Raw genomic sequence first — 24662 nt, forward strand, 5'->3', positions numbered from 1 at the left:
GCCGTTTATCCTTCAACCCGATAGACGCTCTTCACTTTGTGAACGACGTCGAGCGATTCGAAGCTGTCCAGCACCTTCCGGATCGCCGCCTTGTTCGCATCGTGCGTAATAACGATGATCTCGGCATCCGGGTTGCCCGGCGTCGGCTGCTGCAGCACGGACTCCAGGCTGACCTCGTAGTCGGCGAATACTTGCGTGATGCGGGCAAGGACGCCGGCGCGGTCCGCAACCTGCAGGAGAAGGAAATATTTCGACGAAATCTGCTCGTCGGTCTTCAGCTTCTTCTCCTTGTATGCGAGGCTTCCCTGCTTGCCGTTCACGCCGAGCTTCAAGTTCTTCACGACCGCGACGAGGTCGGACACGATCGAAGTCGCCGTCGGCAGCTCGCCCGCGCCCGCGCCGTAGAACATCGTCTCCCCTACCGCTTCGCCGTAGACGTACACGGCGTTGAATACGCCGTTGACCGAAGCGATCGGATGCGTTTGCTTCACCATCGTCGGCTGCACGCTAATGCTGATCAGGTCGTCCTGGCGCTCGGCGATGCCGAGAAGCTTCACTTCGTAGCCGAGGCGCTTCGCGTACAATATATCCTCCTTGCTGACCGAGGAGATACCCTGCACCGAGACGTCCTCGAGCGCGACGTTCGCGCGGAAGCCGATCGTCGCTAGAATCGTCATTTTGCGGGCGGCATCTAGCCCTTCGACGTCCGACGTCGGATCCGCTTCGGCGTAGCCGAGCTCCTGCGCCTCTTTGAGCACGTCCGGGTAGGAAGCGCCCTCTTGGCTCATTTTCGTCAAAATATAGTTCGTCGTGCCGTTCACGATTCCCATTACCTTCGTAATCCGGTCGGAAGAGAAGCCTTCGACCAGCGTGCGGATAATCGGAATGCCGCCGGCAACGCTCGCTTCGTACAGCACGTCGCAGCGATGCTCCCGCGCCTTGGCCAAAATTTCCGGTCCGTGCAGCGCCATCAAGTCTTTATTCGCCGTCACGACGGACTTCCCGCGCTCCAGCGCTTCGAGGATATATTCCTTCGTCAAGGCGATGCCGCCCATCACTTCGACGACGACGTCGATTTCGGGATCGCGGATAATGTCCCACGGATCCTCGGTGAGCTTATCCGCCGCTATCGACACGCTGCGCGACTTGCCTTTGTTCTGCACCAATACCTTCTCGATGACGATCGGCGAACCGACCTGGCTGGCGAGATCCTCCTGATGCCCTTCCACGATGCGGACGACGCCCGTACCGACCGTTCCTAACCCCAATAATCCTACTTTTACCGGCTTCATAGGTTCCCCTCCATCTATGCATATTTGTTCCATTCTTATCGTCAACCTTGCCCGATCACCGATGCTTTGCGAACGCCCGCCAGGCCTCGCAGCAGCTCGATGAGCGCGGACAATTCGCCGGACAGCTGCGATATATCGACCGATATGACGACGTTCGCGAAGCCCTGCAGCGGAATCGTCTGATTCATCGTCAGGACGTTGCCCTCCTGGCCGGCCACCAGAGAGAGCACGCTCGACAGCACGCCGGAACGGTGCTCCAAATCCATCGAGATCGTGGCGATGCGCTCCCTTTCCAGCTCGTTAAGCGCGTATACGCCGTCCTTGTACTTGTAGAAGGCGCTGCGGCTAAGCCCGGCGCGCTCGACCGCCTCGTGGACGGTGGCTGCCTCCCCCCTGCTCAGCATTTCCTTCACTTGTATCGTCTTCATAATCGCTTCCGGCAAAATGTCCTCCCGAACGACATAATAGCGGCTATTCACTATTCGTCCTCCCTAAAAAGACAATTGTACATCCATAGTGGACATTATATCGGATAACGCGCACATGAGCAATAGGTAAACGCGAAAAGAAAAGACGGCTTTCGCCGTCTTCCGCTTGCGCCGCGTGCGCGATTGCCGCTAATCGTTCGGGTTGTAGTCGGTTCCTTCGAAAAACTCGAACGCGAAATCGCCGATCCGGACCATGTCTCCGTCCTTCGCTCCCTGCTTGCGGAGCGCGTCGTCGACGCCCATCTTCCGCATCGTCCGCGCGAAGCGCATGACCGCGTCGTACGAATTGAGGTTCATCCGCCTCATATAGTTGCTTATGCCTTCGCTTTCGATCACGAATACTTCGTCTTCCTTATGAATCGTGAAGGTCGTCTCTTCGCGCTTCTCGTACGTGTATACTTTCCGCTCGGCCACGTCCTTCACGTCCTCGACCTCTACCTGCTCGGATACCGTATCGAGCACATCGGCGGCTTTGTACAGAAGCTCTTGAATGCCTTGCTTCGTCAAAGAAGAGATCGGCACGATCACGTATTCGCGATCGCCCCGTGCCTCCTCGAGCTGCTGCTTGAACAGCTCGAGCTGCTCGGCCGCGTCCGGCATGTCCATCTTGTTGGCCGCGATAATTTGCGGACGATCGGCCAGCTTCTCGTTGTACAGCACGAGCTCCTCGTTGATCTTCAGCCAATCGTCGAACGGGTCTCGCCCTTCGGAAGCAGCCATGTCGATGACGTGGATGATGACACGCGTCCGCTCGACATGGCGCAGAAATTCATGGCCGAGCCCTACCCCTTCATGGGCGCCCTCGATCAAGCCGGGCAGGTCCGCCATGACGAAGCTGCGGCCGTCCCCGACGTCGACGACGCCGAGATTCGGCGTAATCGTCGTGAAGTGATATGCCCCGATCTTCGGCTTCGCCCCCGACACGACCGACAGGAGCGTCGATTTGCCGACGCTCGGGAATCCGACGAGGCCGACGTCCGCCATCACCTTGAGCTCAAGGACGACCCAGCGCTCCTCGCCCGGCTCGCCATTCTCGGAAATGTACGGAGCCGGATTGCTTTGCGTGGCGAACCGGATATTGCCGCGTCCGCCGCGTCCGCCCTTCGCGATGACGATCCGCTGTCCGTGGCGCGTCATGTCCGCGATCACTTCCTGCGTGTCGTCGTCGATGATGACCGTGCCCGGCGGGATGCGCACGACCGTATCCTCCGCGCTCGCGCCGTGCATGCCCTTCACTTTGCCGCGTTCGCCGCGCTCTGCCTTGAAATGCTTCTGATAGCGGAAATCCATCAGCGTGCGGAGTCCTTCGTCGACCTGGAATACCAGATCGCCGCCGTGTCCGCCGTCCCCCCCTGCGGGACCGCCCATCTCCACGTACTTCTCGCGGCGGAACGAGACGATCCCGTCTCCCCCGTCGCCGCCTTTCACAAAAATTTTCGCTTTATCGACAAACATGCTTTGCCCCCGTTCACGCGCGCATTTCCGCCCTTAGCAGCACTTTGCCGTACGGCTGCTCGAAGGTAATCGGCTTCATCGGCGCGCCTTCCAACTGCTGTTGTATTTTTTGCTTCCACTGCTGTTCGTTCATCAGTTCGCCTTCATAATAAAAAGCCGCGAACAGCGCTTCCTCGTCGACCGAAAGCTCCAGCCTGAGAACGGCCGCATTGCCGTAGCCCGGCTTCGCGGCGAAGCGGTAAGCGTTAATCGTATGAATGATCGTTTCGGCTATTTGATCGGCGTCGGCCGTAATTTCGTTCAAATGGATGTCGCCGTTGATGGCGACCTGAAGCTCCAGCGTATTCGATATCGTGCGGAACGATTGGATGTAGCTGACGAGAGCGGGCACGCCGAGCTTGGAAATGCTGCTCTCCACGGCCATTCTAGCACTTATTTTCTCCACGCACTCCACCGTTTTATCCAGCTTGCCAAGTCTTATGTATCCGTATACGACCTGCAGGTCGTTCATCCAGTCGTGCCGGTGATGATTAAGCGTCCGGATCGCCGAGGCTTGCATCGAATTTATCGTACGCGCCGTCCGCTCCGCATGCTCCTTTCTCTCCGACAGGATCCAGTACGTCGCCGCGGCGGTAAGCCAAACAAGAAATACAGCAGTTAACCAAACTTTCGAAGGCCAAATCAGTACCGCGGCGCCTGGCAGCAAAACGGTGGCCGCCGCATAGTACTTTGCCACAGATAAGCGTCCCATTGATTAAACCTACTTTCGTCGTATTTCCTAGCTTATCCAGTATATCATGCGTCCGTCGCCCGGTCATCAGCGCCGAAATAAAAAAAACCGGCCTTGCGATGCAGGCCGGAATTTTTATTGAAATTAAGCTTCTACTGCTGCGGCTACCGGTGCCAGATCAACAGGGTATACGCTCACTTTTTTGCGATCGCGTCCCCAACGTTCGAACTTCACTACGCCTTCTACCTTCGCATAAAGCGTATCGTCTTTGCCGATGCCTACGTTCGTACCCGGGTGGATCTTCGTTCCGCGTTGACGGAACAAAATGCTTCCCGCCGTAACGACTTGGCCGTCGGCGCGCTTAGCGCCGAGGCGCTTCGATTGCGAATCGCGTCCGTTCTTCGTGGAACCTACGCCCTTCTTCGAAGCGAATAGCTGAAGATTCAGTTTCAACATCGTGTGTCCCTCCTTTATTCAAAAGGTTTCTGAAGCTAACGGGCTTCGCAAGATTAATCCCGCGAAAGCTCATGAATTACGACATGCTTGCCGTAAGATTTGACAATGGTTTCGAGCATAACGACCATCGACTCCAGCAGCAGCTGCATCCTTCCGTCCGCGGCTTCGTCGGCAAGCTCCGGAATATCCGACGCGAGCCACCCGTTCTTCACCGTGTACGGAAGTTCTTCTCCTGCCAAAGCTTCGATTGCATTGACGGTGCCGACCGATACGGCCGACACGCCCGCGCACACGATATCTTTGCCGGGCTTCGCATATTTGGCATGTCCTTCGACAGCGAAAGATACGATCCGTCTGTCAGCGGCTCGCCGCACGATCGTAACGGTAATCATCGGAAATGCCTCTTACGCTTGGATTTTCTCGATCGTTACTTTCGTGAACGGTTGACGATGACCTTGCTTGCGACGGTAGTTCTTTTTGGCTTTGTATTTGTAAACGATGATCTTCTGGCCTTTGCCTTGCTTCTCGACTTTGCCGGATACCGACGCGCCGGATACGACCGGAGCTCCGGTTACCAGACCTTCGCCTTTCGATACGGCCAAGACACGATCAAATGTTACGCTATCGCCTGCGTTTGCGTCCAGCTTCTCGATGTAGATCACATCGCCTTCCTGAACCTTGTACTGCTTACCGCCAGTTTCAATAATTGCGAACATGTTGGTGCACCTCCTTATTCTCGAAGACTCGCCTAATCCAGGTGGCATGCCGCCGAAGCCGCCTGCGCTTGCTAACCCGATCGGAGCGGTACTTGTATGGCTCGTTCCACAGGGGTACGAGACAGACACCTGACTAGTTTATCACATAAGGGTGCTTATTTCAACATGAATTCTTCTTGCAACACAACTATTTGTTCGCGGTCTCACGCCTGCTTGCCGCGCCGCAGCTCGCGCACCGTCCGGTCAGCTGCATCGCCGCATTCTCCCGCGCTTTCTTGCGCGTCATTTCGAGCAGCCCGAGCCTCGTCCAGCCGAGCACCGTCGTTTTGGTCCGATCGTCACGCGCCTTCTCGTTCATCCGCTGCATGACCCGTTCGCGATGCTGTTCATGCTGCATATCGATGAAATCGACGATAATGATCCCTCCGACGTCCCTGATCCGCAGCAGCCGGGCGATTTCGTCGGCGGCTTCCATATTCGTGCGAAAGACCGTGTCCTCAAGATCGTGGCTTCCCGTAAACTTGCCGGTATTGACGTCGACAACCGTCAGCGCCTCCGTCTCTTCCCACACCAAGTGGCCCCCGCTCGGCAGTGAAATTCGGCGCTCGAACGCCTTCTCCACCTGCATGCCGACGCGAAACCAGTCGAACAAGGCTTGTCCGTTTCTCGGCTCGTACAGCTTCAGCCTGCCTTGCAGCCCCGGCGTCATCTCTTGCAGCAGCTCGGCCGCCTCGTCCAGGCTCGCCGCGTCGTCGATCCATATTTCGTCCATGTCCGTCTTCAGCGTATCGCGGAAGACGCGGCGCATCAGTCCCGCTTCCTTATGCAGCTCGGAGGGGGCCGGCAATCGCTCCCCGCGATCGGCAATGGCATGCCAGAGCGCCCGGGCGCGGGTGACGTCCGAATGGAGCGACTGCTCGCTCTCGCCTTCGGCGGCCGTCCGCATGATGATGCCCTCTTCCTTCTCGCGAAGCTTCTCTCCGATCGAACGCAGCCTCCCGCGTTCGCTTTCCGGACCGATTTTCTTCGACACGCCTACATAATCGGCATTCGGCATGTAGACGAGCCAGCGTCCCGGCAGCGTGAAGTGCGTCGTGACCCGCGCGCCCTTGCCGCCGATCGGCTCCTTCATGATTTGCACAAGCAGCTCCTGTCCCGGGTTGACGAGTTCCTTGATCGAGGGCTTGCGCTTCGGCTGCTTCTCCAAATGGGGGTGCAGCAGCTCGTCTATATACAAAAAAGCGTTCTTGGCCAATCCGATATCGACGAAAGCGGCCTGCATGCCCGGCAGCACGTTAACGACGCGGCCTTTGTAGACGTTGCCGACCAAGCCGCTCCCCTTGGACTTCTCCAGGAAAAATTCGACCAGGCGGCCATTCTCCAGCAAGGCGGCTTGCAGCATTTCTCCATGTACGTGCATCAACATTTGCTTCATCCAGACGTTCACCCGCCAGTTTATGCTTTTCGTCTATTTTAACTGAAAAGCTCCGATACTGCACGGGCCGGATTGCGTTCGGACAAACACCCCTCGACGATTCTCTGTTCGGGCACGACTTTCACTTCCTTGCTGCCGGGCTCCACCATATAGATCAGGTGATAGCGCTCCCTGCTGAACAGTCTTGCGACGGAAATGATCGACTGCCTGCCGCTGACGATGAGGGGACTGGCCGTCTGGCCGAGCGCCAGCGCCTTCATCGCGATGCGGCCGCGGTGCATGAGGAATCGGTAGAATAGGAAGGGGACGTTGCGATAGTAGGTCCAGTTCGTAAGCAGCAAAAATACGCCGACGATGAGCAGATTCAGCTGAATGCCTTCACGACCGGTCAAGTACGGCAGCAGGGCGCCCGCAATCATCAGTACGCTGAACAACAGGCTGATGCGCGCGGTCCAGATCAGCACTTTATAGTAATTGAACGCATAGCTGAGCGCGGCCTGCAGCAGCTTGCCCCCGTCGAGCGGATGAATCGGAAGCAGGTTGAACAGGCCGATCATGACGTTCGCCTGCCAGACGTACGCCGCCCACTCCGGGTCCCAGAAGCCAAGCTTGCCGCAGGCCCAGGCCGCCAGCCCCATCCATACGTTTTGCAGCGGTCCTGCGATTGCGACCAGCGCGTCCTCCTTCGCCGGCACGCCTCCCGCTTCTTCCACCTCCGCCACCCCGCCGAACGGCAGCAGCTTCACCTCGCGGACGGTCCAGCCGAAGCTCTTCGCCACGAACACATGGCCAAGCTCGTGAACAAGAACGATGACGAACAGCGTGAACAGCTCCACGAAATAGCCCGTGACGACCGACCCGAGCATGACGATGACGAACAGCGGATGGAACGACCATGCGGTGCCCTTCCATTTAATCAAGCGGTATCACGCCCGCCGGATCGATATATTTGTCATTCTGCTTCACGGCAAAATAAAGCAGGCTCGGCTCCGCCCCATCCGCCTTCGGCAGCCGGCCGATCGGATCGCCCGCCTCCACCCAGTCGTTCTCCTGCACTTCGGTCTGCGCGAGCTTGCCGTACACCGTCACCCGCCCGTTCGCATGCTGAACGACGACCGTCGAGCCGCCGTTCGCCTGTTCGGAGAGGACGAGCACCCGCCCGGTTTCGACGGCTACGACCTCCGCCTCCGAAGCGCCCGCAAGCTCGACGCCGTCGAGCAGCTCGGCGAAGGTCCGCACCAACACGCCGTTCGCCAGCGGCGCGACGACAGGCAGCTTCACCGTTCCGTCCGCCCCGACCGCGGGTCCCGGATCGTTCCGGAAGATCGGAATAAACGACGGAGCGCCAGCGAAATGATCCTTATACCACGCCGCCGCGGCGGCGAAATCGATCTCGTCTTCGAGCGCCTGCGTCACGATCGCCCGTCCTTGCATCGCCCATTCCGAATCTTGGCGGAACATGGCCCATATCCCGGCAAACAGCAGCGAGGCAATGGCCAGCTTCCATAGAAACTGGTTTCGGAACGAATGCTTGCTCCTTTTGACGACCGGAGGGGAATGCCCCGCCTCGCCTTGACCCTTCACGAAGCTGCTTTTGCGGAAAGCATCGTGCGCTTCGTCCCACCGCGCCCACGGGTTCGGATTCGCCTTCCACGCGTCTTCGGGATCAAGCTCGTCCTCTCTGTGCCGATTCATTTCGTTTCGGTTATGCATCCTCTACGCCTCCCCGCGACCTTCGCTGGTTTTGACAGCTTGTTCCATTATTTATAACTATGAGGGCGGGGAGACAAGTATGCGAAGGAAAGCGGCGGGTAACAAAGAAAAAGCCGCCTCCCCGGACGAAGTCCGCATGGAGGCGGCTGATCGGCCGGCCTTAATCGGCCAGCTCGTACTTTTCTTGATGCGCTTTGATGCTGAAGATGAGACCGATCGAGAGCATGTTGAGCAGAAGCGACGTTCCGCCGTAGCTGACGAACGGCAGGGTGATGCCGGTAATCGGCATAATGCCGATCATCATGCCGATGTTCTGAAACACCTGGAACACGTACATCGATACGATGCCGATGACAATGAAGGACGCTCTCAGGTCGTAGCATTGGAAAGCGATCACGATCATCCGGTAAATAAGCAGGAAATAGAGCAGCAGCAGCACCGCGGAGCCCTGGAAGCCGAATTCCTCCCCGATGACGACGAAGATGGAATCGGAATACGCGTACGGGATGAAGCCGCCGTTTTTCATGTCGCCCTGCAGGTAGCCGTCGCCGTTCAGCCCGCCGGAGCCGATCGCGATTTGCGCGTTTTCCGATTGGTGCAGGGCGTCGGCGGTTGCCTCTTCGGGATTCAGGAACGTATTGATCCGCTCATACCAATGATCCTTTTTTTGGTCATAAAGATAATCATAGATTTCCTGGTTGAACATGTTGAACAGCGTCACGAACAGGACCAAACACCCGATAACGAGGCCGAGGCCGATCAACACGTGCGTATATTTCACATTGCCGATCCAGAGCATGCCGAGCACGATGACCAGATAGATAATGGCATTGCCGAGATCCGGCTGGATCATGACGAGCATGAACGGCAGGAACGAAAACGCGAAGATCGGCAGCAAGTCCTGCGAGAACGTCAAGCGGTCCCCTTGCCGGCGCCCCATAATGTAGGCGATACCGATAATGAGAATGATCTTGACCAACTCGGCCGGCTGGAACGACAGCTCTCCGATTCTGAACCAGCCTCTCGCTCCGTTGATGATCGCGCCGAAGAAGTAGACGAGAATGAGCAGCAAGACGCCTATGCCGTAGAGCGCATGCCAGCTCTTCAGGACGATCCGGTAATCGAACAGCGTCACTGCGATCGCGACGAAGAAACCCATGCCGTAAAAAATCAGCTGTTTCACTTCCGACCCTGCGTACTTGGTCGCGTCCGTGGCGCTGTGAATGGCGACGATGCTTACGGCCATAAGGAATACCAAGATGACCAATATTCCCCAGTCCAGTTTTTTTAATTTGTTAAGCAAAATGCAATCATCCTATTCCAAGGAACTTGCGGAAGCGCTTGAACGCCCCCGCCTTCTCGTCGAGCAGCATGAGGGGAACCATGTCCCCGAGGATGCGGCGCGCAATGTTGCGGTAAGCGATCGCGGCGCGCGAGGACGGGTTCATGACCGTCGGCTCGCCGTTGTTCGCGGCGGAGATGACCTTCTCGTCGTCCGGCACGATGCCGAGCAGATCGACGGCGAGCACTTGGCAAATTTCGTCGATGTCGAGCATTTCGCCGCTTTTCATCATGCTGTGGCGAATCCGGTTAATGACCAGCTTCGACGGGATCTTCTCCTGCTCCAGCAAGCCGATGACGCGGTCCGCGTCGCGAACGGCCGCATGCTCCGGCGTCGTGATGACGATCGCCCGGTCCGCGCCGGCGATCGCGTTGCGAAAGCCGTGCTCAATGCCAGCCGGGCAATCGATGATGACGTAATCATGCTCCTTCTTCAGCTCTAGAATCATGTCGCGGACCTGCTCGGGCTTCACCGAGTCCTTATCCTTCGTCTGGGCGGCAGGGAGCATGTACAGCTCGTCGAACCGTTTGTCCTTCACGAGCGCTTGATTTAACCGGCAGCGTCCTTCGGCGACGTCCACCAAATCGTATATAATGCGGTTCTCCAATCCCATGACGACGTCGAGATTGCGAAGACCGATATCCGTATCCACCATGCATACCTTCTTGCCCAGCAGAGCCAAAGCCGTCCCCAGGTTGGCCGATGTCGTCGTCTTGCCGACGCCTCCCTTGCCCGATGTCACAACGATCGCTTCTCCCATTTGTTACACCCCTTTAAACATAATCGGATTATGACGTATGCGGAATAATTGCGTCAGCTTGTCGATCTGCATTCGCCCCTCGCTCAGGAAGGCGAATTCCATGGCCGCGTCTCCGGTCATCCACTCCTCGGGCGGCCTGCTGATGACATCCGCGATGCGAAGCTGGGTAGGCCGCATGAGAGAAGCCGCGATGATCACGTCGGTCCGCCCGCCCGTGCCCGCATGCGCAACGCCGCGCAGCGACCCGAGTACGTAGATGTCGCCCGTGCACAACAAGGTACCGCCCGGATTCAAATCCCCGATCAACAATAAATCGCCGTCATGCTCATAGGTTTGGCCGGAGCGCACGATGGAGGTCAGCACATGCAGCTTCGCGTTATGCCCGCTTGGGGATTCCGCCCGCCCGTCCGATTCTACGGATTGGACCATCAGATTCCCTTGCGCCTTGATCACGTTCTTGATCCGATCTTTCTCGTCCTCGCTCGCCTGTCTCGCCCCGAGCTTCACCTGGACGTGCACAAGCGGTCCGGTTAGAAGCTGCTGGTGGGTCTTCTCCAGCTTATATTGAAGCTCGTCCAACAGCGTCGAGAATTCGCATTTATCGTCGAGAAGGAACACGAGACCTTCCTTAACGCCTTTAATGATGATGTGCTGCTTCTCGGTCACGTTCGTCCCTCCCCAACCTATTGAATTCTTGCCGGCCAGCGCGAATTCCTGCCTGCAGCCCTTAAATTATTGTTCTTCATTCTCCGGATTCGCCTTCACCTGCGCCTCGAACAGCCGTCTCGCCGGCACGTAGCAGACGAGGGCGAACGCCAGCTGCAGGAACAGGCTCGGCAGGATGTAATCGACCAGCGCGAAAGCGTAAGATTCGCTCGTTATGCGGAATACTTTATAAATGAAAAATATGGCGGTATCGTACAGAATGCAAGCCATTCCGATGACGGAAACGGCCATCATCAGCGTAGCCCTCTTCCGCTCGAGCAGAAGGCCCGTAAAGTAGCCGATCAAACCCATGATGAACGCGTGCGCCCCCATCAAATGGCCGAAATAAATGACGTCCTGCAGCATGCCGAAGCTAACGCCGAGCAGAAGCGCCCGATGCCGGCCGCTGTAAAGGGCGGCGAATAGAACCGCCACGAATATGAAATGCGGTACGATGCGGCTGCCGAAGCCAGCCGGAATGAGCCATGGCATGATCGTGCCTTCCAGAATGAACAAAAGAAGCATCAGCCCGATGATTCGGTTCATGCTCATTGCTCGGCTTCCTCCAATTCCGGAACCTGAACGACGAATACCTCCGTCAGATGGTCAAAGCTCGCCGCCAGCTCGACGGACGCCGTGAGCGTAAGACCGAAATCGCCGACCTGCTTCGATTCCACCGTCCCGACGACGAGCCCCCGCGGGTACACGTTGCCGAGACCGGACGTGATGACCGTATCCTGCACGGCCATCTTGTCGTCCTCGTCGATTTTGGTCATCAGTATGCGGGACGTTTCTTTGTTGTAGCTGCTCAATATGCCGAACGATTCGTCCTCGCGCCCGAGTATCGTTACCGCGATGGAGTTGAACGTAGGGGACGACTCGTCCAGCTCGGTTATCGGCGTGACCGTGGAGGTGAACGGCGTAACCGAGCTGACGAGGCCGATCAGCCCTTTGATCGTCGTGACGGCCATGTTGGGCCGCACGCCGTTCTCCGAGCCCAGATTGATCGTGAGCGACCGGTTGTTCGCGTCGTTGCTGACCGATATGACCTGGGCGATCAAGTAATTATAATTATACATCTGCTTCTGGCGCTCCGTGAAGGACAGAGCTTCTTTCAGCCGTTCGTTCTCTTTCTTGATGAAGTTGTATTCGATTTTTTCGCGGGAGTAAGCGGCCGCCGTTAGACGAAGCTGCTTGTTCTCTTCGTAGAGCAGGCGGAGATCGCCGATATCCTCAAAGAAGCCCGCTATGTAACCAGCGGGCTTGTAAAACCATTGCTGCACGAATCCGGCCGTATCCTTCAAAAACTTCTCCGGCCAAGTCAATTCCTTGCGGTCGCTGAGCGAGAAGCCGATGACCGCAATGAACAGTATAAACCCGATCATAAGCATAAACATACGCTTATTTCGCATTAGCTTAAACAGCTCGATCACCTGCCCGTTTCATATCCGTCTCCCAATTTGACTAACGTCCCGCTTTAGCGTCTCGAACGGGAGGCCGAACTGCTTTTGGATTTAAACAAGTGGATGTTGTCCAAGGAGCGTCCCGTCCCGATCGCGACGCAATCGAGCGGGTTATCGGCCACGATGACGGGCATGCCCGTCTCTCGCTGCAGCAGCTTGTCCAGGTTGCGAAGCAAGGCGCCGCCGCCCGTAAGCACGATGCCGCGGTCCATAATGTCGGCCGACAGCTCCGGCGGACATTTCTCGAGCGTAACCTTCACCGCGTCCACGATGGCGTTCACCGTATCGCCGAGCGCCTCCGTAATCTCGTCGGAAGTTATGGCGAGCGTCTTCGGCAAGCCCGTAACGAGGTCGCGTCCGCGGATTTCGATCGTCTCGGGATGATCGAGCGGAAGCGCCGATCCGATCTCCATCTTCAGCTGCTCGGCCGTTCTTTCGCCGATCATCAAATTGTACTGCTTCTTAATGTACTGCGTAACGGCTTCGTCCATTTCGTCTCCGGCTACGCGGATGGAACGGGCCGTAACGATACCGCCGAGCGAAATGACGGCTACCTCCGTCGTGCCTCCGCCGATATCGACGACCATGCTGCCGGTCGGCTCCCATACGGGCAGGTCCGCGCCGATCGCCGCCGCGAAAGGCTCCTCGATCGTATACGCTTCGCGCGCTCCCGCCTGCTTCGTCGCGTCCTCTACGGCGCGCTTCTCCACGGCGGTAATCCCCGAAGGCACGCACACCATCACGTTCGGATGGCGCGGGAACAGCGACTTCTGCTTTTGCGCCTGGCGGATGAAATATTTGATCATCGTGGCCGTCGTCTCGAAGTCGGCGATGACGCCGTCCTTCATCGGACGGACCGCGCGGATGTTGCCGGGCGTTCTGCCTATCATCTTCTTGGCATGCTCGCCTACGGCTTCGATCGTTTTTGTATCGGTACGAAGGGCGACGACGGACGGCTCCCTTACGACTATTCCTTTGCCTTTAACGAAAACCAGCGTGTTGGCAGTACCCAAATCAATGCCCAAATCTTTAGAAAAACTTCCGAACATATTGTTGCTCCCTTCTAATCGCGACAATCACTTTATTATATTACAGATAGCCTTGTTCCTTCAAACTGACGAATCGTCCGTCTCCGATGACGATATGGTCCAGCACTTCGATCCCGACGAGCTCTCCCGCCTCCGCCAGCCGCTTCGTAAGCGCGATATCTTCCGGACTCGGCGCCGGATCACCGCTCGGGTGGTTGTGCGCGCAAACGATGGAAGCGCTGCTGCGCTGAATCGCTGCCCGGAATACTTCGCGCGGATGGACGAGCGACGCGTTAAGCGTCCCTATCGATAGCGTTTCCCGGGCAATAATATGGTTTTTCGTATTCAGGAACAAGCAGACGAAGTGCTCCTTCTTCAAGTAGCGGAGCTCTTCCATTACGTAATCGGCCGCGTCCTGCGGCTTGCGGACGACGACCGCGTCGCCGATCCGGCTGCGCGCCATGCGCCGTCCGAGCTCGATGCCCGCCCGCAGCTGCAGCGCCTTGGCCGGTCCGATCCCGCGTATCGCGGTCAATTCCTCGACGCTCATATCCATTAAATTGCGCAGGCTGCCGCATTGCTTCAAGATCGAACCCGCCAAGTGAATGGCGGATTGCCGCTGGGTTCCCGTACGCAGCAATATCGCAAGCAATTCGGCATGGCTAAGCGCGTCCGCCCCATATTTCATCATGCGCTCTCTCGGACGTTCTTCATGGGGGACATCACGCAAAATCATATATTGCGGCTCCATGTCCCATCCCGCCTTTTTCGTCAAAGTATGGTTAACGTTTATCCTGCCTTTTGTTCTCAAAAAACATGAACGTCGTAACGCGCAAGCATGTCCGCCAGCAGCGACACCGGCAGCCCGACCACGGCGAAGTAGCAGCCGTCGATCCGCTCGACGATCGTCGCCCCAAAGCCCTGAATGCCGTATGCGCCGGCTTTGTCTCTCGGCTCTCCCGTTGCCACGTAGCGGGCAATGCGCTCCTCGCTAAGCGGCTTCATCCAAACCTTGGTCATCCGATGCTCCACCGCCGCTTCCCCGCCGGCGGTCAGCACGCAGGCAACTCCCGTGTACACCTCATGGCCGCGTCCCTGCAAGCCTCTGAGCATGCGCTTCGCGTCTTCGTCGTCGGCCGGCTTCCCGAGCACCTCGCCGCCTTGCACGACAATCGTATCCGAGCCGATAATAAGCGACGGCTCCGTATCGCGCCGCTGCATAAGAAGCTCTTCGGCGGCCCTCGCCTTGCGCAGGCTTAGCCGCTCTACGATCTGCACGGGCGTCCAATCCGAAGGGGTGGACTCGTCCGTATCCGTAGACAAAATAGAAACCGGCAAGGAAAGGTCCAGCGATGCGACCAGTTCCTTCCGGCGCGGTGACGACGAAGCCAGAATAATCCGGCTTATCGGCTCATCATTCGTTTGTGGATTTTTCATGACTCGAATATCGCTCGCTTTCGTTCTTGCTTCATGTCATTTGCCGGCCGCTACATTTTGCGATACAGCCATACGGAAATGACGGCTCCGATTAAACTGAACAAACTGAACTGGAGATGCAGCGATAGATTGAAGCTGATGACGTATAAATCAACGGCGGGAGACCATGAAGCCATGATCGGTTTCGTTAAGAAGGAAATGCCTGGAACGGGGGATAGCCAGCGTGCTACCAAAGCGCCGGCCAATAAACCCAGTATGATAAAAATGAGAAGAATCCAGCCGTTTTTCTTCATCTTTCAACGCCTCTCGCCATGATATGACACCTGCATCTATTATACGCATGATAGGATTCGTTTACAATGCGCTGATGGACTCAAACCATTCTTTTTGGGCAAGGACGGCCTTCATCAGCTCGGATTGCACAGACCATAACGCAGCGCGCGACGTTTCTTTATTATACATGGTCATCGACTCCGCCGCCTTATTCATCGATTGGACAATTTTTTCCAAATAACCCTTTCCCGTCTCGTCCGTTACCCCTATCCGCATCGCTTCCGCGCTTTCCGTCCATTTGCGATGCGCCTCCTGCCAAGCCTTTGCCGCTGCTTCGCCAACCGGGGACAGAGAAGGCTGCTCTAGCTGGGCCAGCGCCAATTCGTCCAGCGTTCGGACAAGCTCCGCCGTCTGCCCGAAGAAGCTTTGCGCTTCCGCCTCTTCCCCGCCGTACGGCAGCTCGCCCGGAGCCGCGACGGAGACTTCTTTGATGTAAAGCTCCAGCTCGGACAGCTGCGCGCGGACGGCTTCGGCTTTGCCGCGATCGCCGGCCATACCCGCGTATACCCGATAATCGCCGGAGCCCGTCAAGGCCGCCGCGGCGAGCCCTTTGCCCGTTAGCTGCGCGATTGCGGCATCCCGGCCTTCCGTATTGCTGAACACGCCGAACTGAAGCATGTAATACGTCTGGTCCAGGCCCGATAAGCTCACCGTCTCCGCCTGCCGGTCTGCGCCTTCGCCGGATTTGCCGCCGCTTGCCGCGGGAGGCCCTTCTTCGCCGCCTTTATTAGTATTCGGGCTTGCGGGCACGCCTGAGGGGGTATCGCCCGAAATCGCGTTTTCCGATGCCGGTTCGGCACTCGGCTCGCTACCCGAACCGCCGGGCCATATAGAGGCGCCGGTAAACAGCGACAGCAGCAAATAGCCAAACAACGCGCCTGTGGCAAGCGCGCCCGCAACCGACAAAAATACGTTGAACCAGGAAGGGCCCTTCGAGGAGCGCATCATGCGGGTCGTCCGGAGTGGCTTCGTTGGCGCTTCATCGTAAAGAGCGTCGTCCGCTTCCGCTCTATCCTGAAAATGTTCCCGAATCTCGCCCGCATCGGACTCTTCCTGATCCGGTAATCTATATTCTCGTTCATCCGGTTCATTCGGCCGCGGAGCGATCGCAATCGGCTTGGCCGGTTTCTTATCCTTGAGCCGCTTGCCGTCCGTCTTCGGCGGGGATGTCGGTTCCGGGCTCGCATCCGTCTCCCGGATCAGCTTCTCTAGCGCGCCGACATCTTCTTGGAACGGGCTGTTCCACGGCGTATTTTCGCTGACGGCGTGCTGCCCGCCGGACGGATAAAGCGGGATGACGTTCACCTTCGCGGGTTTCGCGGCTTGGCTGCTTGCAGCGGTCGTTTGGGACGAGGCTTTGTCCGGCGCTGCCTCCTGTTGTTTCGCGGGCTGGCGGTTATCGTCCGGGATGGTGTTTCCTGCGCGGTCGAAACGGTACGTAATCCGATTTTTTTGATTCATCTCATTCTCTCCTTGTCCCATTCTTCTATTTTTAATCTATGAATCAAATGAGAGATTTATGACCCAAACCCTGGGGGGGCTTCACCCAAACCCTGGGAGGGCTTCTACCCAAACCCTTCAAAGGGTTTTAAACCTTTCGAAACCTTCCAAAACTTCAAAGCCTCGAACCTTCAACATTTTCGAACCCTCCCAAACCAAAACCCTTCGAACCCTCAACATTTTCGAACCCTCCCAAAACCAAAACCTTCGAACCCTCCCAAACCAAAACCTTCGAACCCTCCCAAACCCTCCCTTCCAAGGGAGGGCCCCGAGGCGCTGCGCCCTCTGGACACCCGCAATTGGACTAACGTTGGAGCGACCGAGACGAATATGAGTTACTTGAGTCGAAGGATCGCTTCCGTCCCTGGGGACACGCTTCCTCTTGTTGCGCTTGGAAGGGCCCGTATTTGGACTAACGTTGGAGCGACCGAAACGGATTTGAGTTACTTGAGTCGAAGGATCGCTTTCGTCCCTGGGGACACGCTTCCTCTTGTTGCGCTTGGAAGGGCCCGTATTTGGACTAACGTTGGAGCGACCGAGACGAATATGAGTTACTTGAGTCGAAGGATCGCTTTCGTCCCTGGGGGACACGCTTACCGTTAAGGTGAGGCGCTAAGGGCATGTTGGGGGGGGCTATCAAAGGGTGCGAACCCATATTGATGATTCAATATTAGTTGTCTATTTACAATAGTGTGCGGCATACAGTATAATGACGACAGGAGTTGATCATATGGCTGATGTGAACGAAACGATTAATGGCTTATTGGGCGAGCTGAGGCGAGGAACGATCGTCATGGGCGTGCTCAGTCAATTGTCGGAACCGCAGTATGGCTATTCGCTCGTACCCGTGCTGGAGGAGAAGGGAATGGCCGTCGATCCCGGCACCTTGTATCCGCTGCTGCGCAGGCTGGAGAAGCAGGAACTGCTGGAGAGCAGATGGGACACGAATGAAGCTCGCCCGCGCAAGTACTACCTGCTCAGCCCGTTCGGACGGGAAGTCTACTCGGGATTATGCATGGAGTGGCGCAAGCTCGTCGCAAGCATGGAAGGAATTATAGGCGAAAATAAAGGAGGAGAGCCGGATGGAAGTAATTGAACGGTATGTGTATGCGGTGACGCAGCGTCTGCCCGAGCAGCAGAGGACGGAAATTAAGCGGGAGCTGCACGGCTTGATCGAAGATATGCTGGAGGAACGGACGCAAGGTGGCAAGGCCTCGCAAGCGGACGCGGAAAGCGTGCTGCTCGAGCTTGGCGATCCGAACGCGCTTGCCGCCAAATATCGCGGCTATGATCGTTATTTAATCGGTCCGCTCATGTTCGAGCCCTACTTGACCACGCTCAAAATCGTGCTCATTTCGATCGCCATCGCCTTAACCGGCTTGTTGGCGATCGATGCGATCGCTAACCCCGCTGAAATCGTTGAGCAATTCACGGAATATGTGGTCACGCTCATTGCGGCCTTTGCCCAAGGCTTCGGCTGGGTAACGATCGTGTTCGCTTTCATCGATTACCGCATGCAAAAAGAAACCGCAGGCAGCGGCAAATCCAAGCCGTGGAAGCCGTCCGACTTGCCGCAAATCCCCGACGCGCAAGCGCGGATCAAAATGAGCGATCCGATTTCGGGCCTTATTTTTACGGTGCTGTTCACGGTGCTTTGCTTGTACGCGATCGATCTGCTCGGCGTCTGGAGAATCACGGACGGCGAGAGGAAGGTCATTCCGTTTTTGAATGCGGATGTCTTCCGCCATTATTTCCCGATTGTATGGGTGCTTGCCGCTCTTGGCCTGTTGAAAGAATGCGTCAGAATCATCGTTCGCCGCCGGACGGGGAGCATGCTGGCGCTTCACGTCGCGATTTCGGTCGCATCCGCGGTACTTGTATGCGTCGCGCTGGCCGATCCCGCCATCTGGAACCCGGATTTCATCGGTCAGCTGGAAGCGGCGGGACTGCTGCAGGCAGGAGGAGAAGGATACGATACGGTCGTCTCGATCTGGACCGGCGTAACCGATTGGCTTGTCCTTCTTATCGGACTGTTCACGCTGATCGACGTCATAACCGAAACGTACAAATGGTATAAGGTCAAAACGGCCGCTTGATCCATGCAATAATCCCGTACGAAAAAAAAATGCCCGCCGGCTCCATGGAGCCGTCCGGGCATTTTTATGTCATTGGCCGGACTTCAGCGATTTCGCAAGCGCGTCGGCCACTTTCCAAATGTCTCCCGCGCCCATCGTAATGACGAGATCGCCGGGCGCGACCCGTTCCTTCAAATAGGCAAGCACCTCGTCCTTGGTCGGAAAATACGACGTGTTCGCGTTGCTGTTCGTCTTGATCAACTCGACCAGCTTGCGGGAATCGACGCCTTCGATCTGCTGCTCGCCGGCCGGCGAGTAAATATCGGTTATGACCACCTCGTCCGCCTCCGGAAACGCGCGGCTGAACTGCTCGAACAAGAAGTAGGTGCGCGTATACCGCTGAGGCTGGAATACGGCGATGATTCGTTTTCCCGTCGCCTTGGCCGCGCTGATCGTCGCCCTGATTTCCGTCGGATGGTGCGCGTAATCGTCGATCACGAGAATGTCGTTCGCTTCGCCGAGTACCTGGAACCGTCGCTTCGCGCCGCGGAACGATTGAATCGCTTCCGCGATTTTCTCGAACGAAAGCCCGGCTTCGAGGCAAGTGATAACGGTCGCCATGGCATTGTACACGTTGTGGCGGCCCGGTACGGCAAGCTCCACGTTCCCGAGCGGTTGCCCCTTGCGCATCATCGTGAACGACACTTTACGGTCTCCCAGCTCGATATCGCGAGCCGTATAGTCCGCGTCGGCTTCGATGCCGTACGTCACCAGCTGGGAGTCGCTAGCGCCGCCGGCGTATACTTGCGGAATCAATTCGTTCACTGTCTCGTCATCCGCGCAGACGATCGCTTTGCCGCCCTCTTTCACCTGCTGCAGAAACTTCACGTAAGCCGCCTTCAGCTTGCCGAAATCGCCGTCGTAATTTTCCAGATGGTCCGGCTCGATGTTCGTTACGATGGCAAGCGTCGGATGGTACTGCAGAAACGACCCGTCGCTCTCATCCGCTTCGGCCACGACATACTCGCCCTTGCCCGCTTTCGCGTTCGTGCCGAGATTAACGATCTCTCCCCCGATAATATAAGTCGGGTCCGCTTGGCATTCTTCCATGACAAGCGCAATCATCGAGGAAGTCGTCGTCTTGCCGTGCGCGCCGGCGACCGCCACTCCCTTGCCCGCGTTCATGAGCCTTGCCAGCATTTGCGCTCGGTGCAGCACTGGGATGTTCAGCTCCTCCGCCGCCTTCCGTTCGACGTCGTCCTTCGAGATCGCCGTCGAATAGACGACGAGATCGGCTCCCTTCACATGCTCCGGCTGATGACCGATAAATATGCTTGCCCCGTTGGCCGCAAGCTTCTCCGTTAATTCTTGACGCGCGACATCGGAGCCGGTCACTTTATAGCCCATTTCCAGCATAACGCGTGCGATGGCGCTCATGCCGTATCCGCCGATTCCGATGAAATGAACGTGTTCTGCCGTATTCAAAGACGGTTCACCAACCTTTTTCAGAATCCGAGTTGTACAAGATGCGGGAGCGAACGTCAGCTATCAAATAAAGCGTGCCTGTCACGACCCCAAGGTCTGTTTCCCCGGTTAACTGTTGTAGTTTTTGTAACGCTGCTTGCCAATTCTGTTCCACGATCAGCTCGAAGGCGCGCGCCTCCGGCTGCTGCCGCTGCATTTCCCGTACTAAATCAGCCAAAGCGGGCGCGTCTTTTTTCATCCGATAATCAGGCTCGGTCACAATAAGCGTATCCACTATTGGTAGTATATGCTTAATCACATCGCGATGATTCTTATTCTCCAGCATCCCCATCATGAGATGCAGACGGTCGTATTTATAGGTGTTTTCGAGGGCTGCTGCCAGCGTCTCCGCGCCTTCGGGATTATGGGCTCCGTCCAGCAAAATGCGCGGCGAACGCGAAATCATCTCCAGCCTTCCCGGCCACGCCGCTTCCTTTAAACCGTTCTCAAGCGCCTCGTCCTCGACGACGAGCGCGTTATATTGACGCAGCACCTCCAGCGTCATGACGGCGACGGCCGCGTTCGTCCGCTGATGGTCGCCGTTCAGCGTAATCGTCAGCGGCTCGATCGTCCGGAACAAGCCGTCGAACCGAAAGCTTTGCGCATCCTCTTGCACCGTTAGCGGCGTCTCGCGGAACTTCTCGCCCAGCAGGTAGAGCGTGCTGCGCTTCTCTGCGGCCGTCCGCTTAATGACCTGAACCGCTTCGGGCTGCGCAACCGCGCTGACGACCGGGATGCCGGCCTTGATAATGCCCGCCTTCTCCGCGGCGACCGCCGCGAGCGTGTCGCCGAGCCGGTCCATGTGGTCGTGGCCGATATTCGTAATGACCGAGACGACCGGATGCACGATGTTCGTCACGTCCAGCCTCCCGCCCAGCCCTGTCTCCCATACGACGTAATCCGGGTACGTCACCTTGGCGTAGAATAGAATCGCGAGCGCCGTCGACACCTCGAACATGGTCGGCGAGCCAAGCTCCGTCTCCGCAAGCGCTTCGACATGCGGCTTCAGCTCGTTTGCGAGCGCAAGCAGCGTTTCTTCTTCGATATCGGCCCCGTTATATTGAAACCGGTTCGTGAACTTCGAAATGTAGGGCGACGTAAACGTGCCGACGTCGTAGCCGCTCTTCAGCAATACGCTCGTTAAAAAGGCGCAGGTCGAGCCTTTGCCGTTCGTGCCCGCGACATGTATGAACTTGAGCCGGCGGTGCGGGTTGCCGAGCCGCTCCATCAGCCGCTCGATCCTCTCGAGCCCCGGCCGGATCCCGAACGGGATCAGCCCCGTAATCCAATCTACCGCTTCCCGGTAGGTTTGCAGCGGCCCTCGGGGCCGCTGCGCGCTATTCGTTTCCGTCATCCTTCTCGAACCTTCTTCCGTATTTGACGCGTTAACCGCGCAATTCCGCGATTCTGGCAAGCACTTTATCGCGTTTTTCCGCGTAATCGTTCATTTTGGCGCGTTCTTCCTCAATGACCTTGGCCGGCGCCTTCGCCACGAAGCCCTCGTTGCCGAGCTTCTTCTCGACGCGCTCGACTTCGTTGTTCAAATGCTGATGCTCCTTCTCGAGGCGCGCGATCTCCTGCGCGATGTCGATCAAGCCCGCGAGCGGCAAATACAGCTCCGCGCCCGTCACGATCGCCGTCATCGCTTTGTCCGGAGCGGCGACATGCAGACCGGTTACAAGCATCGAGGTGCCGCAGAACCGCTTGATGAACTCTTCGTTGCGGGAGAGGATGGCCGCTTCCGCTTCGCCGGCCGGCTTGATCAGCAGCTCGATTTTTTTGCTCATCGGCACGTTCACCTCGGCGCGGATATTGCGGACCGCGCGGATCATGTCCATGAGCAGTTCCATCTCCTTGACGGCTTCCGGCGCTTCAAGCGCCGCGTCGTACTTCGGCCACTGCGCAAGCGTAATCGTCTCGCCCTCATGCGGCAGATGCTGCCAAATTTCTTCGCTGATGTACGGCATGAACGGGTGGATCAGGCGCTGCGTCCGGTCGAGGACGTACGCGAGCACCGACTGGGTCGCCTTCTTCGCCGCCTCGTCCGTGCCGTACAGGCTGAGCTTGGCGAATTCGATGTACCAGTCGCACAGATCATCCCAAATAAAGTTATAGAGCAAGCGGCCAGTCTCGCCGAACTCGTAGCCGTCGATCAGGCGCGTGACGTCGCGGACCGTTTCGTTCAGCCGGTGCAGAATCCAGCGATCCGCCGTTCCGAGGCCCACCGTAATATCGATGTCCTTCGCTTCCACGCCTTCGAGATTCATGAGCGCGAAGCGCGAGGCGTTCCAAATTTTGTTCGCGAAGTTCCGCGCCTGCTCGACCTTCTCCCAGCGGAAGCGCAGATCTTGGCCCGGCGTGCTGCCGGTCGATATCATATAGCGCATCGCGTCGGCGCCGTACTTCTCAATGACGTCGAGCGGATCGACGCCGTTGCCGAGCGATTTGGACATTTTGCGTCCTTCCGCATCGCGCACGAGGCCGTGGATGAGCACGTCCTTGAACGGCTTCTCGCCCGTAAATTCGAGCGCCGTGAAGATCATGCGCGCCACCCAGAAATAAATGATATCGTAGCCGGTAACGAGCACGTCCGTCGGGTAATAGCGCTTCAGGTCATCCGTCCGGTCCGGCCAGCCGAGCGTCGAGAACGGCCACAGCGCGGAGCTGAACCACGTATCGAGCACATCGTTGTCCTGACGGAGATGATCGCCCGTCAAATCGTCGCGCGATACATGCGTTTCGCCGGTATTCTCGTCATACCAGGCCGGGATGCGGTGCCCCCACCAGAGCTGCCGGGAAATGCACCAGTCGCGAACGTTCTCGATCCAGTTCAAATAAATTTTCTCGAAGCGCTCCGGCACGAATTGCACGCCTTTGCCTTCCTTCTGCGCGGCGATCGCCGCTTCCGCGAGAGGCTTCATCGCCACGAACCATTGCGTCGACAAGTACGGCTCGACGACGGCGCCGCTCCGCTCGCTGTGGCCGACCTGATGAACGTGGTCCTCGATGCGGACGCAGACGCCCTGCTCCTGCAAATCCTTCATGAGCGCCTTGCGGCATTCCGCGCGGTCCATGCCCCGATACGGGCCGGCTTCCGCGTTCATCGTGCCGGACTCATCCATCACGATGATTTGCGGCAGATCGTGGCGCTGGCCGACCTCGAAGTCGTTCGGATCGTGTGCCGGGGTAATTTTCACCGCGCCGGAGCCGAACTCCTTCTCGACGTACTCGTCGGCGATAATCGGTATTTCGCGACCGACGACAGGCAGTACGATCATTTGGCCGATCAAGTGCTTGTAGCGCTCATCCTCCGGATGTACGGCGACGGCCGTATCGCCGAGCATCGTCTCCGGTCGGGTCGTCGCCACCGTAATGTAACCGGAGCCGTCTTTCAGCGGATATTGCAGATGATACAAGTGGCCGTTCACTTCCTTGTACTCCACTTCGATATCGGAAAGCGCCGTGCGCGCGGCCGGATCCCAGTTGATGATTTTTTTGCCGCGGTAGATGAGCCCCTTCTCGTACAAGCGGACGAATACTTCGCGGACGGCTTTCGAGAGCCCTTCGTCAAGCGTGAACCGCTCGCGCGAATAGTCGAGGGACAGCCCCATCTTGGCCCACTGCTCGCGAATCGTGTCCGCGTACTCGTCCTTCCACTCCCACACCTTCTCAAGGAACGCCTCGCGCCCCAAGTCGTGGCGGGTCACGCCCTGCTCGCGCAGCTTCTGCTCGACCTTGGTCTGCGTCGCGATGCCGGCATGGTCCGTGCCCGGCAGCCATAACGCGTCATAGCCCTGCATCCGCTTCGCGCGGATCAGAATATCCTGCAGCGTAAAGTCGAGCGCGTGCCCGATGTGCAGCATGCCCGTCACGTTCGGCGGCGGGATGACGATCGTATATGGCTCGGCGTCCGGCCTCGCGCCCGCTTTGAAATAATTGCCCTTCATCCAATAATCGTACCATTTTTGCTCGGCTGCCTTCGGATCGTAGGTCGTCGGCATCCCCGTCGTTTGATTTTCTGACATTCGCTCCATCCTCCACATTGAGATCTTCAACATGCAAAAAAACCTTCCGCCCTTAGCATAAAGGACGAAAGGTTCAGCTTCCGTGGTACCACCTTTGTTCCGCGCGAACCGCATTCGCGCGACACTCGAACAGATAACGGCTGCTGCCGGCCCGGCTTAATCGGGGCATCGGCCGCTCCCGCTTG

The 24662-nt window shown here is 57.6% G+C and carries 25 protein-coding genes and 2 other annotated features (1 of these 27 cut by a window edge); of the genes, 2 read left to right on the plus strand and 23 right to left on the minus strand.

Translation table 11 applies throughout. The features are described from left to right. Positions 1-5 precede the first annotated feature (5 nt). The 20 genes from IDH41_RS17795 to IDH41_RS17890 all read right to left on the minus strand — a co-directional run bounded on the left by IDH41_RS17795 (position 6) and on the right by IDH41_RS17890 (position 16814). On the minus strand, positions 6-1292 hold the full coding sequence (locus tag IDH41_RS17795) for a homoserine dehydrogenase (RefSeq protein WP_190863361.1): 1287 nt from the start codon (positions 1290-1292) through the stop codon (positions 6-8). Positions 1293-1333: 41 nt separating this feature from the next. Continuing rightward, positions 1334-1771 carry an ACT domain-containing protein gene (locus IDH41_RS17800; protein ID WP_190863363.1) on the minus strand — a complete coding sequence of 146 codons (438 nt, stop codon included), beginning with the start codon at positions 1769-1771 and terminating at the stop codon, positions 1334-1336. A gap of 138 nt (positions 1772-1909) precedes the next feature. Then, on the minus strand, positions 1910-3235 hold the full coding sequence (gene obgE, locus IDH41_RS17805; protein WP_190863365.1) for a GTPase ObgE: 1326 nt from the start codon (positions 3233-3235) through the stop codon (positions 1910-1912). A gap of 13 nt (positions 3236-3248) precedes the next feature. Continuing rightward, positions 3249-3971, minus strand: coding sequence for a Spo0B domain-containing protein (locus tag IDH41_RS17810; RefSeq protein ID WP_317890769.1), 723 nt, complete (start codon positions 3969-3971; stop codon positions 3249-3251). 138 nt (positions 3972-4109) lie between these two features. Beyond that, a complete protein-coding gene (rpmA, locus tag IDH41_RS17815) occupies positions 4110-4421 on the minus strand; it encodes a 50S ribosomal protein L27 (protein WP_190863369.1) in 312 nt (103 codons plus the stop codon). A 53-nt stretch (positions 4422-4474) separates the two neighbouring features. Beyond that, the gene (locus IDH41_RS17820; RefSeq protein WP_190863371.1) at positions 4475-4813 is read right to left on the minus strand and encodes a ribosomal-processing cysteine protease Prp; all 339 of its coding nucleotides are present in this window, start codon (positions 4811-4813) and stop codon (positions 4475-4477) included. A 12-nt stretch (positions 4814-4825) separates the two neighbouring features. Next, positions 4826-5137, minus strand: a complete 312-nt coding sequence (rplU, locus tag IDH41_RS17825) for a 50S ribosomal protein L21 (protein WP_190863373.1) — start codon at positions 5135-5137, stop codon at positions 4826-4828. A gap of 14 nt (positions 5138-5151) precedes the next feature. Then, positions 5152-5241 (minus strand) — a sequence feature (ribosomal protein L21 leader region). Positions 5242-5324: 83 nt separating this feature from the next. Continuing rightward, a complete protein-coding gene (locus IDH41_RS17830) occupies positions 5325-6572 on the minus strand; it encodes an Rne/Rng family ribonuclease (protein ID WP_223829823.1) in 1248 nt (415 codons plus the stop codon). A gap of 38 nt (positions 6573-6610) precedes the next feature. Continuing rightward, a complete protein-coding gene (locus tag IDH41_RS17835) occupies positions 6611-7492 on the minus strand; it encodes a M50 family metallopeptidase (RefSeq protein ID WP_190863375.1) in 882 nt (293 codons plus the stop codon). Then, entirely contained in the window at positions 7485-8285 is an 801-nt protein-coding gene (locus IDH41_RS17840) for a M23 family metallopeptidase (RefSeq protein ID WP_190863377.1), read from the minus strand. The genes IDH41_RS17835 and IDH41_RS17840 overlap by 8 nt, the downstream gene beginning before the upstream one ends. A 160-nt stretch (positions 8286-8445) precedes the next feature. Continuing rightward, positions 8446-9588: an FtsW/RodA/SpoVE family cell cycle protein gene (locus tag IDH41_RS17845; RefSeq protein WP_190863379.1), complete on the minus strand. Its 1143-nt coding sequence runs from the start codon at positions 9586-9588 to the stop codon at positions 8446-8448. A 7-nt stretch (positions 9589-9595) separates the two neighbouring features. Further along, positions 9596-10387, minus strand: coding sequence for a septum site-determining protein MinD (gene minD / locus IDH41_RS17850; protein WP_190863381.1), 792 nt, complete (start codon positions 10385-10387; stop codon positions 9596-9598). Between the two features lie 3 nt (positions 10388-10390). Beyond that, positions 10391-11053 carry a septum site-determining protein MinC gene (locus tag IDH41_RS17855; protein ID WP_190863382.1) on the minus strand — a complete coding sequence of 221 codons (663 nt, stop codon included), beginning with the start codon at positions 11051-11053 and terminating at the stop codon, positions 10391-10393. 66 nt (positions 11054-11119) lie between these two features. Continuing rightward, positions 11120-11644: a rod shape-determining protein MreD gene (gene mreD / locus IDH41_RS17860; RefSeq protein ID WP_190863384.1), complete on the minus strand. Its 525-nt coding sequence runs from the start codon at positions 11642-11644 to the stop codon at positions 11120-11122. Then, entirely contained in the window at positions 11641-12504 is an 864-nt protein-coding gene (mreC, locus tag IDH41_RS17865; RefSeq protein WP_190863386.1) for a rod shape-determining protein MreC, read from the minus strand. Before mreC ends, mreD begins: the two co-directional genes overlap by 4 nt. A 65-nt stretch (positions 12505-12569) precedes the next feature. Continuing rightward, entirely contained in the window at positions 12570-13604 is a 1035-nt protein-coding gene (locus IDH41_RS17870; protein ID WP_190863388.1) for a rod shape-determining protein, read from the minus strand. Between the two features lie 40 nt (positions 13605-13644). After that, complete coding sequence (gene radC / locus IDH41_RS17875) at positions 13645-14334, minus strand: RadC family protein (protein WP_190863390.1); 690 nt, start codon at positions 14332-14334, stop codon at positions 13645-13647. A 56-nt stretch (positions 14335-14390) separates the two neighbouring features. After that, a complete protein-coding gene (locus IDH41_RS17880; RefSeq protein WP_190863392.1) occupies positions 14391-15020 on the minus strand; it encodes a Maf family protein in 630 nt (209 codons plus the stop codon). Between the two features lie 50 nt (positions 15021-15070). After that, positions 15071-15313 carry a DUF4321 domain-containing protein gene (locus IDH41_RS17885; protein ID WP_190863393.1) on the minus strand — a complete coding sequence of 81 codons (243 nt, stop codon included), beginning with the start codon at positions 15311-15313 and terminating at the stop codon, positions 15071-15073. A 61-nt stretch (positions 15314-15374) separates the two neighbouring features. Continuing rightward, positions 15375-16814, minus strand: coding sequence for an SPOR domain-containing protein (locus IDH41_RS17890; RefSeq protein WP_190863395.1), 1440 nt, complete (start codon positions 16812-16814; stop codon positions 15375-15377). 769 nt (positions 16815-17583) lie between these two features. On the opposite strand from IDH41_RS17890, the gene IDH41_RS17895 reads away from it, so the two are divergent. Beyond that, entirely contained in the window at positions 17584-17949 is a 366-nt protein-coding gene (locus tag IDH41_RS17895) for a PadR family transcriptional regulator (protein ID WP_190863397.1), read from the plus strand. Further along, complete coding sequence (locus IDH41_RS17900) at positions 17936-18949, plus strand: hypothetical protein (protein WP_190863399.1); 1014 nt, start codon at positions 17936-17938, stop codon at positions 18947-18949. The genes IDH41_RS17895 and IDH41_RS17900 overlap by 14 nt, the downstream gene beginning before the upstream one ends. A gap of 69 nt (positions 18950-19018) precedes the next feature. Here IDH41_RS17900 and murC read toward each other — a convergent pair whose 3' ends face one another. The 3 genes from murC to IDH41_RS17915 are packed head-to-tail and all read right to left on the minus strand — an operon-like array spanning position 19019 to position 24477. Beyond that, positions 19019-20413 (minus strand): UDP-N-acetylmuramate--L-alanine ligase, encoded by a 1395-nt coding sequence (gene murC, locus IDH41_RS17905; RefSeq protein WP_190863401.1) that lies wholly within the window; start codon positions 20411-20413, stop codon positions 19019-19021. A 7-nt stretch (positions 20414-20420) separates the two neighbouring features. Continuing rightward, a complete protein-coding gene (locus IDH41_RS17910) occupies positions 20421-21806 on the minus strand; it encodes a bifunctional folylpolyglutamate synthase/dihydrofolate synthase (protein WP_190863403.1) in 1386 nt (461 codons plus the stop codon). Positions 21807-21837: 31 nt separating this feature from the next. Continuing rightward, positions 21838-24477, minus strand: coding sequence for a valine--tRNA ligase (locus IDH41_RS17915; protein WP_190863405.1), 2640 nt, complete (start codon positions 24475-24477; stop codon positions 21838-21840). 57 nt (positions 24478-24534) lie between these two features. Further along, positions 24535-24662: a binding site (T-box leader), on the minus strand (it continues 113 nt past the right edge of the window).

Source organism: Paenibacillus arenilitoris, assembly GCF_014705655.1.
Classification (GTDB): Bacteria; Bacillota; Bacilli; order Paenibacillales; family Paenibacillaceae; genus Pristimantibacillus; species Pristimantibacillus arenilitoris.

Excerpts from the sequence above, each read along its gene's own strand:
- IDH41_RS17795 (WP_190863361.1), bottom strand. The coding sequence starts at position 1,292 with ATGAAGCCGGTAAAAGTAGGATTATTGGGGTTAGGAACGGTCGGTACG.
- obgE (WP_190863365.1), bottom strand. The coding sequence starts at position 3,235 with ATGTTTGTCGATAAAGCGAAAATTTTTGTGAAAGGCGGCGACGGGGGA.
- rpmA (WP_190863369.1), bottom strand. The coding sequence starts at position 4,421 with ATGTTGAAACTGAATCTTCAGCTATTCGCTTCGAAGAAGGGCGTAGGT.
- IDH41_RS17820 (WP_190863371.1), bottom strand. The coding sequence starts at position 4,813 with ATGATTACCGTTACGATCGTGCGGCGAGCCGCTGACAGACGGATCGTA.
- rplU (WP_190863373.1), bottom strand. The coding sequence starts at position 5,137 with ATGTTCGCAATTATTGAAACTGGCGGTAAGCAGTACAAGGTTCAGGAA.
- IDH41_RS17830 (WP_223829823.1), bottom strand. The coding sequence starts at position 6,572 with ATGAAGCAAATGTTGATGCACGTACATGGAGAAATGCTGCAAGCCGCC.
- IDH41_RS17840 (WP_190863377.1), bottom strand. The coding sequence starts at position 8,285 with ATGCATAACCGAAACGAAATGAATCGGCACAGAGAGGACGAGCTTGAT.
- minD (WP_190863381.1), bottom strand. The coding sequence starts at position 10,387 with ATGGGAGAAGCGATCGTTGTGACATCGGGCAAGGGAGGCGTCGGCAAG.
- mreD (WP_190863384.1), bottom strand. The coding sequence starts at position 11,644 with ATGAGCATGAACCGAATCATCGGGCTGATGCTTCTTTTGTTCATTCTG.
- mreC (WP_190863386.1), bottom strand. The coding sequence starts at position 12,504 with ATGCGAAATAAGCGTATGTTTATGCTTATGATCGGGTTTATACTGTTC.
- IDH41_RS17870 (WP_190863388.1), bottom strand. The coding sequence starts at position 13,604 with ATGTTCGGAAGTTTTTCTAAAGATTTGGGCATTGATTTGGGTACTGCC.
- radC (WP_190863390.1), bottom strand. The coding sequence starts at position 14,334 with ATGGAGCCGCAATATATGATTTTGCGTGATGTCCCCCATGAAGAACGT.
- IDH41_RS17880 (WP_190863392.1), bottom strand. The coding sequence starts at position 15,020 with ATGAAAAATCCACAAACGAATGATGAGCCGATAAGCCGGATTATTCTG.
- IDH41_RS17885 (WP_190863393.1), bottom strand. The coding sequence starts at position 15,313 with ATGAAGAAAAACGGCTGGATTCTTCTCATTTTTATCATACTGGGTTTA.
- IDH41_RS17890 (WP_190863395.1), bottom strand. The coding sequence starts at position 16,814 with ATGAATCAAAAAAATCGGATTACGTACCGTTTCGACCGCGCAGGAAAC.
- IDH41_RS17895 (WP_190863397.1), top strand. The coding sequence starts at position 17,584 with ATGGCTGATGTGAACGAAACGATTAATGGCTTATTGGGCGAGCTGAGG.
- IDH41_RS17900 (WP_190863399.1), top strand. The coding sequence starts at position 17,936 with ATGGAAGTAATTGAACGGTATGTGTATGCGGTGACGCAGCGTCTGCCC.
- IDH41_RS17910 (WP_190863403.1), bottom strand. The coding sequence starts at position 21,806 with ATGACGGAAACGAATAGCGCGCAGCGGCCCCGAGGGCCGCTGCAAACC.
- IDH41_RS17915 (WP_190863405.1), bottom strand. The coding sequence starts at position 24,477 with ATGTCAGAAAATCAAACGACGGGGATGCCGACGACCTACGATCCGAAG.